The 13,597-nt window shown below is 34.4% G+C and carries 13 protein-coding genes; 9 read left to right on the top strand and 4 right to left on the bottom strand.

Annotated elements, in window-relative coordinates; all coding sequences use genetic code 11:
• Window position 1 precedes the first annotated feature (1 nt).
• The 8 genes from ACKPCA_RS13310 to ACKPCA_RS13275 all read left to right on the top strand — a co-directional run bounded on the left by ACKPCA_RS13310 (window position 2) and on the right by ACKPCA_RS13275 (window position 7,210).
• The gene (locus tag ACKPCA_RS13310; RefSeq protein ID WP_321279514.1) at window positions 2-1,243 is read left to right on the top strand and encodes a sigma-54 interaction domain-containing protein; all 1,242 of its coding nucleotides are present in this window, start codon (window positions 2-4) and stop codon (window positions 1,241-1,243) included.
• Window positions 1,244-1,278: 35 nt separating this feature from the next.
• On the top strand, window positions 1,279-1,791 hold the full coding sequence (locus tag ACKPCA_RS13305) for an LptE family protein (RefSeq protein ID WP_321279513.1): 513 nt from the start codon (window positions 1,279-1,281) through the stop codon (window positions 1,789-1,791).
• Window positions 1,792-1,796: 5 nt separating this feature from the next.
• Window positions 1,797-2,804, top strand: coding sequence for a hypothetical protein (locus tag ACKPCA_RS13300; RefSeq protein WP_321279512.1), 1,008 nt, complete (start codon window positions 1,797-1,799; stop codon window positions 2,802-2,804).
• Between the two features lie 6 nt (window positions 2,805-2,810).
• A complete protein-coding gene (secG, locus tag ACKPCA_RS13295) occupies window positions 2,811-3,152 on the top strand; it encodes a preprotein translocase subunit SecG (protein WP_054718971.1) in 342 nt (113 codons plus the stop codon).
• Window positions 3,153-3,379: 227 nt separating this feature from the next.
• Window positions 3,380-3,658 (top strand): co-chaperone GroES, encoded by a 279-nt coding sequence (locus ACKPCA_RS13290; protein WP_054718969.1) that lies wholly within the window; start codon window positions 3,380-3,382, stop codon window positions 3,656-3,658.
• A gap of 35 nt (window positions 3,659-3,693) precedes the next feature.
• Complete coding sequence (groL, locus tag ACKPCA_RS13285) at window positions 3,694-5,328, top strand: chaperonin GroEL (protein WP_321279511.1); 1,635 nt, start codon at window positions 3,694-3,696, stop codon at window positions 5,326-5,328.
• A gap of 171 nt (window positions 5,329-5,499) precedes the next feature.
• Window positions 5,500-5,880, top strand: a complete 381-nt coding sequence (locus tag ACKPCA_RS13280; RefSeq protein ID WP_054718960.1) for a BlaI/MecI/CopY family transcriptional regulator — start codon at window positions 5,500-5,502, stop codon at window positions 5,878-5,880.
• Window positions 5,873-7,210: a M23/M56 family metallopeptidase gene (locus ACKPCA_RS13275; RefSeq protein WP_321279510.1), complete on the top strand. Its 1,338-nt coding sequence runs from the start codon at window positions 5,873-5,875 to the stop codon at window positions 7,208-7,210. Before ACKPCA_RS13280 ends, ACKPCA_RS13275 begins: the two co-directional genes overlap by 8 nt.
• A 27-nt stretch (window positions 7,211-7,237) precedes the next feature.
• On the opposite strand, the gene ACKPCA_RS13270 is transcribed toward ACKPCA_RS13275, so the two are convergent.
• Window positions 7,238-8,785: a hypothetical protein gene (locus ACKPCA_RS13270; protein ID WP_054718953.1), complete on the bottom strand. Its 1,548-nt coding sequence runs from the start codon at window positions 8,783-8,785 to the stop codon at window positions 7,238-7,240.
• A 79-nt stretch (window positions 8,786-8,864) separates the two neighbouring features.
• Between ACKPCA_RS13270 and ACKPCA_RS13265 the strand changes: the two genes are divergently transcribed.
• Window positions 8,865-9,317, top strand: coding sequence for a hypothetical protein (locus tag ACKPCA_RS13265; protein ID WP_054718950.1), 453 nt, complete (start codon window positions 8,865-8,867; stop codon window positions 9,315-9,317).
• Window positions 9,318-9,668: 351 nt separating this feature from the next.
• Here the strand turns inward: ACKPCA_RS13265 and ACKPCA_RS13260 are convergent, their stop codons facing one another.
• The 3 genes from ACKPCA_RS13260 to ACKPCA_RS13250 are packed head-to-tail and all read right to left on the bottom strand — an operon-like array spanning window position 9,669 to window position 13,519.
• Window positions 9,669-12,164, bottom strand: coding sequence for a TonB-dependent receptor (locus ACKPCA_RS13260; RefSeq protein WP_321279509.1), 2,496 nt, complete (start codon window positions 12,162-12,164; stop codon window positions 9,669-9,671).
• A complete protein-coding gene (locus ACKPCA_RS13255) occupies window positions 12,165-13,034 on the bottom strand; it encodes a FecR family protein (RefSeq protein WP_321279508.1) in 870 nt (289 codons plus the stop codon).
• A complete protein-coding gene (locus ACKPCA_RS13250) occupies window positions 13,034-13,519 on the bottom strand; it encodes an RNA polymerase sigma factor (RefSeq protein ID WP_321279507.1) in 486 nt (161 codons plus the stop codon). The genes ACKPCA_RS13255 and ACKPCA_RS13250 overlap by 1 nt, the downstream gene beginning before the upstream one ends.
• Window positions 13,520-13,597: the final 78 nt, after the last annotated feature.

Below are 13,597 nucleotides of genomic sequence, written 5' to 3'. Positions count from 1 at the left end.
GATGGAAGTACAAAAAATAAAACAAAGATTCGGAATAATAGGGAACTCTTACGCTTTGAATCGTGCGATAGATATTGCAGTTCAGGTTGCACCAACTGATTTATCGGTGCTTATTACAGGAGAAAGTGGTACTGGTAAGGAAGTGTTTCCTCAAATTATTCATCAGTTCAGTTCAAGAAAACATGCACCTTATATTGCCGTAAACTGTGGAGCAATTCCCGAAGGGACAATAGATTCAGAATTGTTTGGACATGAAAAAGGAGCTTTTACAGGGGCTTTATCAGACAGAAAAGGATACTTTGAAGTAGCCGATAAGGGAACCATTTTTTTGGATGAAATTGGTGAGTTGCCATTATCAACGCAAGTTAGATTGTTACGTGTTTTAGAGACTGGAGAATTCATAAAAGTTGGTTCTTCAAAAGTTTTAAAAACCAATGTAAGGGTAGTTGCTGCCACTAATGTAAACATTCCAAAATCGGTAAAAGAAGGTAAGTTTCGTGAAGATTTGTATTATCGATTGAATACGGTTCCTATTTCGATGCCACCTTTGAGAGAACGTCAGGACGATATTCATTTATTGTTCCGAAAATTTGCCCAGGATTTTGCAGAAAAATATAGAATGCCACCTCTTAGATTAGATGAAGGGGCTCAACAAATATTAAAGTCTTATCGTTGGCCAGGTAACATCCGACAACTAAAAAATATTACCGAGCAAATTTCTATTATAGAGAAGGAAAGACAGATTAGTGCCGAAAATTTGCAGACTTATCTTCCTATGAGCGATGAGCATATGTTGCCTGCGATTTATAAAGAGAATAAAAAGCAAGAACAAAGTTTTTCTTCGGAAAGAGAGATCCTGTATCAAGTACTATTTGATATGAAAAAAGACATGTCGGATTTAAAAAAGTTGGTATTTGATTTAATGCAAAAGGGTAGTGATTCTACAGATTTACAGAAAGACAATGCTATGCTAATTCGTAAACTGTATGAAGATCAGGAAATGGATATCGTACAACATCAGCCTGTGAAGCAGCAAACTGTTAATATTTCTACATCCGACGATTCAGTAATTCAGGATACTGAAGTTTTTATCGAAGAGTCATTATCCTTGGAAGAAAAAGAAATTGAGTTGATTAAAAAAGCTTTGGATAAACACAATGGAAAGCGTAAATATGCAGCTCAGGATTTAGGAATATCAGAGAGAACATTGTATCGTAAAATCAAAGAGTACGATATTGGTTAATTATTATAAATTATTGCTATTTTTATTTTTCATATATGAAGTTTATTAAAGTATTTGTTTTAAGCCTTTGCGTTGCTGTTTTAGCCGTGGCTTGTAAGGTTTCTTATTCATTAACAGGTGGAACATTATCCGATAAAGTACAGACTTTTTCGGTGCAGTATTTTCCAAATCGTGCTCCATTGGTAAATCCAAATTTAAGTAATCGATTTACTGAGGAGTTAAAGGAGAAGTTTAGAAGTCAAACTTCCTTGAATGAAGTTGTGGATGGAGAAGGACATCTTAATTTTGAAGGGGAAATTACAGGTTACAGAACCCAGGCCTTGGATATTAAGGCAGGTGAGATTGCAGCCACAAACCGACTAACGGTTACAATTAAGGTGCGATTTACAAATGAAATTGAAAGTGAGAATGACTTTGACAAGAGTTTCTCAGCCTTTAAGGATTACGATAGTATGTCTCAGTTGACTGATGTGGAAGACGAACTTCTTAATGATATTTTAGAGCAAATTATTGATGATATTTACAACGAAGCGGTTGTAAACTGGTAACGATTATGGAACAAAGCAGAATACAAGATTGGGTTAAAGATTCAAAAGCAATGGATAAAAACAGCCACAGAGAATTAAAGTATCTGGTGGAAAAATATCCTTTTTTTGAAGTGGCTCATTTGTTACTGCTTAAAAAGCTAAATGATAGTCAGAGTATTCGATTTAAGGAAGAATTAAGAAATTCATCCCTCTACATATCCGATAGAAGGCAACTTTACTTGCTTTTAAATGACAGGTTGAAATTGGTTCCATTTGAAAAAACAGTTTCAGTTGAAAAAGCTAAAGATGCAGAAACAAATCTGGAAACTGAAAGCATAAATCAGCAAGATTTTGCTGCAGATACCATTGTAGAAGAACCTGTAATTGAAGAACTTTTTGAACTATCTGCTGAAGTAAGTATCGTTGAAAACGAAGAGAAGGATATTCTTACGGATACTGATCATCTTACAAATGATGAGATTCTTGAGTTGAATGAGCCGGGAATTGATTTGATAGAAGTTGAATCTAAACCTGAAGAAGAGAAAGCAAAAGAAAAATCAGATTCAGATTTATTGGGGGCAGCAACCGAAGTGTACCATATCGGCTATGGTGGCAATTTATACACTTTAAAGGAGAACGAAGAACAGGAAGAAGAGAAGTTAAAAGATAAGAATCATAGTTTTACCGATTGGATGGAGGTTGTTGATAAGAGTGAAGAAACATCAAAATCGGAGCCAGAAAAACCAGCAAAACCCAAGAAGAAAAATCTTGATCTTATTGATAATTTCATCCAAAATGAGCCATCAATTCAGCGAAATATTAAAGTAGCTGATAAACAAGAGGATATTTCTGTCGACAGTGTGCGTGAAAATGACAGTTTTATGAGCGAAACTTTAGCATCTATATATGTGAAACAGAGGTTGTTTGATAAAGCAATTGCTGTTTATCGTAAATTAGAGTTGAAAAATCCCGAAAAAAACGTTTACTTTGCGAGTCAGATTGAGAAAATAGAAAAATTAAAAAATAGTAAATAAATAAGTATGTATACCTTTGTTTCAGTATTGATTTTGATTGTTTGTGTACTTCTAATCTTAATTGTATTAGTACAAAACTCAAAAGGAGGTGGATTAGCATCTAACTTTTCATCTTCGAACCAAATTATGGGAGTTAAGAAAACTACCGATTTTCTTGAAAAAGCTACTTGGACTCTTGCAGGAGGTCTTTTATTCCTTTGTCTTGTAGCTGCAGTTACTATTCCTCGCGAAGAAATTCGTGAAGACAAGTCTCAAATTGAGCAACAATTGAACGAGACTGAAACTACTCCTGAAATGCCAGCATTCCCAACAGATGCTACAGCAACTGAACAGGATACAACAAAATAAAAGAAAGAAATTTTCTTAAAATATAGAAATGTCAGTATGTCATACATGCTGACATTTTTTTATGCCTATATGTAATTGCAATTCAGTATATTTATTGTTTGAATTTGCGATTCCTAAAATTCTTTTAAATCAATTCGGAAATATTGACAATGAAATTGATTTGGCACAGATTGTGAAAGAAAAGAATCCATAAAACTTTAAAATAATAATCTTAAATATTTTGAAAAATGGCAGAATTAAAAGGTAAAATCCTTGCGGGAAAGATTTTGGTTGAGCCTTTGGCAGCAGAAGAAACTACTGTTAGTGGTATTATCATTCCAGATTCAGCAAAAGAAAAACCATTAAGAGGTAAAGTGGTTTTAACTGGAACTGATAAGACTGATGAACCAATGGAGATTAAAGCTGGTGATACAGTTTTCTATGGAAAATATTCAGGAACAGAATTGAATATTGACGGTGAAGATTACCTGTTAATGTCACAATCTGATGTTTTATATTTCGTATAATCTGAATCAAAAAAGAATTTTCAAAATTTAAAGAAATGGCTAAAGAAATTAAATTCAATATTGAAGCTCGCGACCTACTAAAAAAAGGTGTTGACGAGTTGGCAAACGCAGTAAAAGTAACATTAGGACCAAAAGGTAGAAATGTAGTTATCGATCGTAAATTTGGTGCACCGCACATCACCAAAGATGGTGTTAGTGTTGCTAAAGAAATTGAATTGGCTGATCCTGCAGCTAACATGGGTGCTCAAATGGTGAAGGAAGTTGCATCAAAAACTGGTGATGATGCTGGTGATGGTACAACTACTGCAACTGTATTGGCTCAATCAATTGTAAATGTTGGTTTGAAAAACGTTACTGCTGGTGCAAACCCAATGGATCTAAAGCGTGGTATCGATAAGGCTGTAGCTGCTGTAGTTGCTAACATTAAAGATCAAGCTCAAGAAGTTGGTGATAACTTTGATAAAATTAAGCAGGTTGCTAAAATTTCTGCTAACAACGACGAAATGATCGGTTCTCTTATCGCGGAAGCAATGGAGAAAGTGAAAAAAGAAGGTGTAATTACAGTTGAAGAAGCAAAGGGTACTGAAACTCACGTTAAAGTGGTTGAAGGTATGCAGTTCGACAGAGGTTACATTTCTCCTTACTTCATTACTGATGGGGATAAAATGGAAGCTGATCTTGAGAATCCATACGTATTGTTGTACGACAAGAAAGTTTCTACAATGAAAGAGTTGATGCCAGTTTTGGAACCAGCTGCTCAATCAGGTCGTCCGTTGATGATTATTGCAGAAGATGTAGAAGGTGAAGCATTGGCTACTTTGGTGGTAAACCGTTTGAGAGGTTCATTGAAAGTTGCTGCTGTTAAAGCTCCAGGTTTCGGTGATAGAAGAAAAGAGATGTTGGAAGATATCGCTATCTTAACTGGTGGAATGGTAATTTCTGAAGAGAAAGGAATGAAGTTGGAACAAGCTACCATAGAAATGCTTGGTCAGGCTGAAAAAATCACTATCGATAAGGAAAATACTACTATCGTAAACGGTATTGGCGATAAGGCTGCTATTGATGCTCGCGTGGCAAATATCAAAACTTTAATTGAGAACTCTACTTCTGATTACGATAAAGAAAAACTTCAGGAAAGATTGGCTAAATTAGCTGGTGGTGTTGCTGTACTATACGTAGGTGCTGCTTCTGAAGTTGAAATGAAAGAGAAGAAAGACCGTGTTGATGATGCATTATCAGCAACTCGCGCTGCTGTTGAAGAAGGAATTGTTCCTGGTGGTGGTGTAGCTTATATTCGTGCTACTGAAGCTTTGGAAGGATTGAAAGGCGATAACGATGATGAAACAACTGGTATTGAGATTGTAAAACGTGCAATTGAAGAGCCATTGCGTCAGATTGTAGCGAATGCAGGTGGCGAAGGTGCTGTTGTTGTTGATAAAGTAAAAGCAGGTGAGAAAGATTTTGGTTACAATGCTCGTCAGGATGAGTACCAAAACTTGTACGAAGCAGGTGTTATCGATCCAGCTAAAGTATCTCGTGTAGCTCTTGAAAATGCTGCTTCAATCGCAGGAATGTTCTTGACTACTGAGTGTGTATTGATCGATGAGCCAGAAGAAGCTCCAGCTATGGGAGCCCCAGGAATGGGTGGCGGCATGCCAGGTATGATGTAAGAAATTACAACAATCGATATATTACAAAAGCGGCCTTGGCCGCTTTTTTTTATTGTTTGATTTGAAATGGTTTAGGAATTAAAATGTTCAGATAGTTAAAAAACGTAAAAAAATGACTTTATGACTATCTAAATAGTTGTACGACTATAAAAATAGTCATATATTAGCATCATGAAAGAATTAACTAAGGCAGAAGAACAGATAATGCAATACCTATGGAAGCTTGAAAAAGCTTTCTTAAAGGATATTATTGAGGAGTTTCCACAACCAAGACCAGCATATACTACTATATCAACAGTGGTTAGAGTATTGGTGAAAAAAGGTTTTATAGGTTTTGAAACTTTTGGAAAGGTGAATCAATATTACCCTTTAGTTAGTAAGAAAGTGTATACTCGTGACTTTATGAAAGGAATGATTAAAAGCTTTTTCAACGATTCGGTTGGAGGATTTACTTCATTCTTTGCTAAAGAGCAAGATTTATCGCTTTCGCAATTAGAAGAAATGAAATCATTAATTGAAGAACAAATAAAAAATAAGAAGGATAATGAGTGAGTTTTTACAATACTTATTTGAAAGCTCGGTATGCATGGCTGCTTTTTATCTTTTGTACAAAGTTTTTTTGGCAAGAGATACTTTTGTGATGCGTAATCGTATCTATCTACTTTTTTCCGTTCTCATTTCTTTGCTAATTCCCATTTTTTCTTTCACAACCATTCAGGAACCAACTGCAATTGTAAATCAATTTGCATTGGATCCGGTTTATGAGTTCACAACCGATTTGGCGGGGGGAATGAAAGTAGTGAAGGAATCTTTTCAGATTGAATCAATATCAGTTTTATTTCTGATTTATCTTTTGGGAGTTGTGTTTTCATTTTTTCGAATAAGCAAACATTTAATCGGAATACTAAAAACGATTTCTGCCAATGAAATTGAAATAAAGCAAAATTTAAAAATTGTATCTGTTCAGGAAAATACTTCGCCTTATTCTTTCTTTAGATATGTTTTTCTGAATCCTCGACTTACAAGTGAATCTGATCAAAAACACATTCTTCTGCACGAATCTGTGCATGTTAGGCAATTTCATACAATGGATTTAATATTTGTTGAGATTGCAAAAGTACTGATGTGGTTTAATCCTTTCATTTATTTTATTCAGCATTCGTTAATAGAAATGCACGAATATTTAGCAGACAGAGCTTGCATTAACTCGGGGACTGATAGAATCGAATATCAGAACGCATTGGTACAAAATATCGAAGGGCGCATGAATTTGGCTCTAACCAGTGCATTCAATTCATCATTAACTTTAAAGAGAATTAAAATGATCAAACAAATAAAAAGCTCATATTTATCGAATTTAAAATTACTTGCTGTAATTCCAGTGATCTGTCTTTCCATTCTTTGTTTTGGATTTAAAGACATAAATATGGAAAAATCAACTCACCTTAGTGTGACAAAGCCTGCTTATAAATTTCCTATTGAAGCAGGAAAGAATGTAAAAATTACTTCAGTATATGGGAAACGAATGCATCCTATTCTTAAAAAGGAGAAGTTTCACAGAGGAGTTGATGTTGCAGCTCCAATGGGAACTCCAATTTATGCGGTTGCAGATGGAGTTGTGAAAAAAGTCAATTCAAAATTTACGAAAGGCAAAGGTTATGGACGTTTCATTATTATCGATCATGCCGATGGAATTTCCAGTCTGTATTCACAAATGGCTTCTTATTCGGTGAAAGAGGGTGAGAAAGTGAAAAAAGGAGATAAAATTGGAACTGTGGGGAGCTCAGGAATTTCTACCGGACCTCATTTGCATTTTGAGTTTAAAAAAGATGGAGAATATGTAGACCCAATGAAGTATTTGAGTCCACAAATTGTACAATAAATGAAAAGGGGGATTCTATGAATCCCCTTATTTTCTATTTTTATTTATTTTCTCCATAATCACATCCTGCACTGGGCGATTTTCAATTTTTGCATCCAGCCACGATATTAAATCCAAATACAAGAATGCTCTTTTTTCATAAGGATCATTGACCCATTTTTTAAGATCTCTTCTCGATTTTTTTAGTTCATCTTTTAATTGATCTGGACTAATTGAACTTAGTCTTCGCAAGAATCGAAGAATGTATTTTTGAACTTCTTGTAAGTCATCCATTTTAGCTAAAAAACGATAGGTCGAACGAATTTGATACTCTAGCAATTCAGTGTTTTCCAATTCGTAATGACTGATTAGGTTCAGAATTCTTCCAAAGCAATGAATATCTCCTCGTAGTGAAGTGTCTTTTACATCCGAAATTCGATTCAAATATTTAATGGCCTCGCGATACTGTCCATTTCCAAAGTATAAACAGGCTATTTTATAGTAGAAGATCAGTGCTCTGTGATTATCCATGCCCACTTTGTTTTGTTCCAGAAAACTCTCAATTTTTGGAACCAGATGCAAACCTTTATCAAAGGTTCCTTCCATAAAGTGGCGATTGATTCTGTGCACAAATAAAAACATGTGCAGTAAAATGTTCAAGTTGGAATTGTGTTTAAATTGATCTTCTTTTTCCAGTTTTCTTAGCAATCGCAAATGTTTCTTAAAATTGCTTACATGATTGGTATAAAAAAGAGCTACTAATACATTATTTAAGCCTTTTAGATACAAATCCATATGAATGTTAATCATCTCAGGATTTAGAAGGAACAAGTCAACCCATTTTTTTGCATACTTGTAGCACATCAAAAAATCTTGAATGATCAAATAATACCATACATAGGATTGGAATAGGTATAATTTTTCGAAGAAACTCAGGTTTTCAACATCATGTGGGATCAAATTGGTGTTGAAAAACTCTTTCACCATTAAAAGGTCTTTTTCATTTCGCACATAGCCTACTTTCAGGTACAATCCGTACAATCGGATGGACATGTTTGAAAAATACACCACACCATCCATCATTTTACTGATTTCGGTTGCTTCTCTTGTAATTTCTTCAGCTCTGTTTTCTATACTTTTGGTAACATATTGCGATTCTATCAGCTTCTCGAACTGGATGATCTCATAAACCAGGATGTTTTTCTTGTTTTTACGAGCCAAAGCTTTGGTTTTATCAAGAATTCTTAAGCTTTGCTGATAAAGACCTTTATTGTATAAAACCTTGGCATGATCGATCTGTTCACGAATACTAATACTGATATCGTGGTTAATCTGCGTTAGTCTTAAGCTGGTAAGCAATTGTTTGTACAAGTGAGCCTTTAAATTTGGCAGTTGCGATTGCTTTATGTCTTTTGCTTTTTTTAGGATAATGGTCTCGTTGTACTCATCCATTTTATCCAAAACATCAAAAAGCTGCAAGAATTTAGTCTCTTTATCGCTACTAATTCTGTTTGCATACAGTTTGAAATTTCGTTTCTCAGATTTCGAAATCGATTTAATTAATTGAAACAGAGGGTCTATTTGTTGTTTAGGCATTGTAAAAGATATATGAGTTAACTATTTGGTAAACAGTACATTTTTTAACTTTCATTTTGTTTGAACTTCGTAGATTGTATTGAAAAACGATTTTCAAAAACTAGCCATCGAGCGTACTTTTGAAATGTCAAATCAAGAGAATGAAAGAGTAAAAACAATCTTGGAACGGAACATGAATACAACAAATCTGTTATCAAAATTAATAAAATCCGATAAACTTGAAACAGTTAGAGGATTAAATCAAGCTCTTGAGTGCATAGGAGTTGATCAGGATTCAAAAAAAATGAATCAAAATCAGGTTAATGAAATTAAAGGTTTCATTATTCAAAAATTTACTGATTTGGTTGATCTAAAAGGCTTGGTTGAATCAATTAAAGATTCATTAAGCGTTGAAGAGCTGGAACATTTTAAACGCGATTTGAGCTTAAAAATGGATAATGCTTATAGTGTTGCCTTGGCTCCTGTTTACGGGAAAAGAATTGAAACACTCAAGAGTTGTTTCGAAGAAGTTTCCGGAGATAAAGTACTTTGAAACCATTTGTAATTGTTAACACAATTACTTCAGACAGTGAGTTAGAAGCACTATCCCCCTTGTGCTTTTGAGGATCTGACTATTAACCAACATGAAGAAGCTAAGTCGGGACGGTAGAACGATGAAAAATTGATTTCTTTTTGGCTTGTTTGTATAACAAATAACCCAATCCGTTAGAATTAGTAGTTTAAAAGTAAGTTAGGTGTGATTATACTTTTTTAAGAAACATTCAATGTTTTATCAGAACACTTAGATTCTTCTTGTTACTTATCTTGACCATCTTTTTGATTATGTTTTAATATTTAGTTGTGATTGCCGGGTTAGATATGAATCTAACCCGGTATTTTTGTTTTAGATGGTAATTTTAAAATAGAGTCGAATCGACGATGGAACTGATTCTGTGTATACACTAATGCTATTAATTTGACTCAATGGAACTCTTTCGAATGATTCGTAGGTCAAGTTTTGTTTATTCATAACATTGTGCAAAAGAATGCCGACTTCGGATTTGATTTTTTTGTGAGAGAACTTATAAATTAAAGAAGCATCCAGTCTTTGGTAGTCCGGCTCTGAGTTGATGTTGTTATAGCCTGAATAGATTGGAAATCCAGAACCATAAATATAGTTTGCCGATAGATAGAATGGTTTTAAAGCCAGTAAACCTGCAGTTTTAATTTCATGTCTCTGATCATGTAAGGCTCTTAAATATACTCCTTCTTCTCTAAAATAATCAAAGTTTTCGGATGTTTTGCTTAAGGAATAGGAAACCCAAAAAGTATGCTCACCGAAGTCTTTTTTCGCAAAGAAATCGAGTCCAATGCTTTTACTTTTACCCAAAGAAATGTTTCCTTCATTCCTCCAACGGTAATATCGTGTATGTCCATCTGTTCTTTTGTGGTAGGCTTCAACACTAAAAGTAAAACCATTTTTATGATATGAACCACCAATAACATTGTGAACGGATTCTAAAACCGGTACTGTTTCTTCGTCGGCACCAACCCAAATGTATCTATATTTACCTGATTTACTTAATACCGAACTTTTAGAAATAAACTGCTTGTAAAGTCCCCAAGCTCCATTAAACGATAATTCATCGGTAATCTTAACGCTCATGGATATTCTTGGTTCCCAGTACAGTTTTTCCAAATTAATTGGATAATTTACTTGAAATCCAGCTTTTATTGTTACCCCATTGCTTACATTAAGGATGTTTTGAAAATATCCACCAACTTTATCAAGTTTCGAATTCAAATTTAGAATGTTTATCCCAAGCGAATCTTCTTTTAGGTCTACAGTATTGTTAGTATACTGCAAACCAGCTTCAATAATTTGATCTTCGTTTAGAATAAATCGATTTTGGAATTTTGTGCTGTACTCGCGAATGTTGTTATACGATCTGTCATCTCTTCGAATATTCATCTCGTTAAATTTAATTCGCTCAATAACGGTTTGTTCTGTTGTGTTTCGATCAAGTTCTGACCTGGAAATGGATAGAGAGCTCGAATTGCCTTTTTTCCATACTTTGCTGTATTTTAATGAGCCCCCATTTTGGTAACTTCCTTCAAAATCATGCTTTCGAGAAGTGGATAATAATTCACTGGAAATATCGTAGGAATATCTGTCTTCACCAGCCATTAAGCTGATGTTTAATTGATCTCCATTGTTCCATTTGGTTGAAAATTTAAGGTTTGCATCTCTGAACCGATAATTTGGAGTTACATCCAAATCTACATACTCTGGAATAGTACCATTTAGTTTATCGGTATTCACATTTGAAGTTGCATATTTAATTTGATCATCTTTAAATAATGTGTAATAGGTATGACGAAATGCAAACAAGAGCGATGATTTTTTACCAATTGGTTGTTCGTAAGATCCACTTGTCGTGATGTTATTTAAAGCCAGGTTTAGGCTTGGTTTTACTTTGTTGCCATCTTTTCCTGTAATGTGCACAATACCACCAACTCGATCACCATATCTGGCATCGAAACCACCTTTTAGTACTTCGATGTTTTTAACTACCAAAGGGTTTACAGCACCAATATCCTCAAAATAGTTTTTTAATCCCCACAGGGTAATATCATCGAAAAGAACTTGACTTTCTCCTTCGTAAGAGCCCCAAATAATCAGAAAATCCTTTTGTTCTCCAGCAGCAAGAATACCAGGTTGTAAGCGTAAGAGTTCAAATACAGAGTTGTCGTTGTTGGTAGGTAAAAATCCTGCAATTTTGTGGTTTAATTTTAAGTTACCTGCCTGGTTACTTTCCTTGATAAAGGTTTGTACAATTTTGTCGGTAACGGTAATTTCTTCTAAGTCGGTACTTGCCGCTGTCAATAGTAACTTGTGAGTTTTATCGCAAGCTACAAGGGTATCGTGAATGAAATATCCCAAATGTGAAGCTAATATTCTAAAAGTACTATCGGTACTTGATGTAAACGAAAAATTCCCAAGCTCGTCGGTAGCCATGGGATGATCGTTAATGGTGATATGTGAAAAGGGAAGAGGTTCGAGGTTTTCTTTATCAAGAATTTGCCCAATAATTCTGTATTCAAGAATTTTCTCCTCGGGATATATGATGTACACATTATTTGATATCTCGTAGCTTAAAGGAAACTTCCTCAGCAAAAACATTATTGCACTTTCTTTATTGGAAAAGCTTTTATCGATACTAATATTATAACTTGCTAATAAGTCTGTATCATAAGAGAACTGGTAATTGTATCTATCTTTTAGCTCAATTAAAATGTCATTTAAAGCTTTATTGGTGGCTTTAATTTCTACTTTTTGAGCTAGTGAAGTTGTAATTACTAATCCGAAAAAAAATATAAGGGCGATATATTTTTTCACTTATTGACTCTTTGAGGTTATAATATAATTTTTGCGAGGTCCTTTAACAAAATTAAGTCCGCTTGATTTGCATACATTGTACAATACTTGATCAACAGTCATTTCTTTCCCAAAATTCCCCGTATAAGGTTTATTAAATTTACCTTTTTCTACAATGTGAATGTCATATTGTAACTCTATTTCTTTAAAAACATCCTTTAAAGGTGTTGCGTTGAATAAAAAGAAATGGTTACGCCATGAAACTTTATCCTTTGCCTTTTCGTCCTTAAATACCTCTAGCTTTCCATTTTTATTTAGGTAAGCATGATCATTGGGTAAAAGTAGAATTTTGTCAGAAGTAATGGTTGAAACAACTTTAACTTTTCCGGTATAGCAAGTCACTTTGTAGTCATTTCCTCTGGCATAGATATTAAAACTTGTTCCCAGAATGAAAGTTTTACCATACTGCGATTCTATTTCGAACTTACTTCCTTTGGTGATATCGAAAAATGCTTCACCTTGGAATTTTACTTTTCGGGTAAAGTTCCACATGTATGGTTTATAGCTAATGCTTGAGTTTGCGTTCAACTCTACCTTCGAATTATCGGGCAAAGTAACACACATGTGCTTTCCTTTTGGACAATAAATGGAACTGGTATAGAAGTAGGTAAATCCGGCAAATCCTATCAATAAAAGGATACAAGCAGCAGCTGCGTACTTCATCCACGAAAGCGATATGACTTTAGCTTTTGGCTTTTGAACCATGGTCATTGCCGAAAGTTCTTTCCAAACCTCTTCTTTTGACTTTGAGTAGGTCACATCAATTTTCGGAAGCGAATTGATGAAATCCATTTCCGAACCAGGAGTAATATTTTGATTATTTTCTTTCATTATTTTCCTAAAGCATTTCTTAAATACAACAATGCATGTGTCATTCTTTTTTCCACAGCTTTAACGCTGAGTTCCAGTCTATCTGCTATTTCCTGGTATTTTAGTCCTTCGTTACGACTCATCAGAAATACTGTTCTTTGCTTTTCTGATAAACTGCTTAGGGCCAACTCATATTTATTTTTTAACTCCTCGTATTGCATTTGTTCTTCTGGCGAATTTTTATCGACTGATGGCTCCAATTTTGCCAAATATTTCTGAGCGACTTTGTCTCTTCGGTATTTGCTGATAAAAATATCGCTGGCAATTTTATACAATAATGATTTATTGGGTTTTTCTTCGTAGGGTAAATTTTTCTCCCACACTTTCATAAAGCTTTCCTGAGCTATGTCAGTAGCTAACTCTTCATCACCCGAACGAAAGTAAATATAGTTTCGAATGCTATCGAAGTGCTTGTCAAATAAGATTTTAAATTCTTCTTGTGTCAAGGCTAGAGGATTGATTTAGGTAAAAATAATGGTTTTGTGTGAATTTAGGGTGCAGGGCAATCAAATACTTTCCTGCAC

The sequence above is a fragment of the Marinifilum fragile genome (assembly GCF_963677365.1).
GTDB classification, from domain to species: Bacteria; Bacteroidota; Bacteroidia; order Bacteroidales; family Marinifilaceae; genus Marinifilum; species Marinifilum fragile.
The sequence above is the reverse complement of the archived record's forward strand: the minus strand, read 5'-3'. Positions and strand labels throughout refer to the sequence as shown.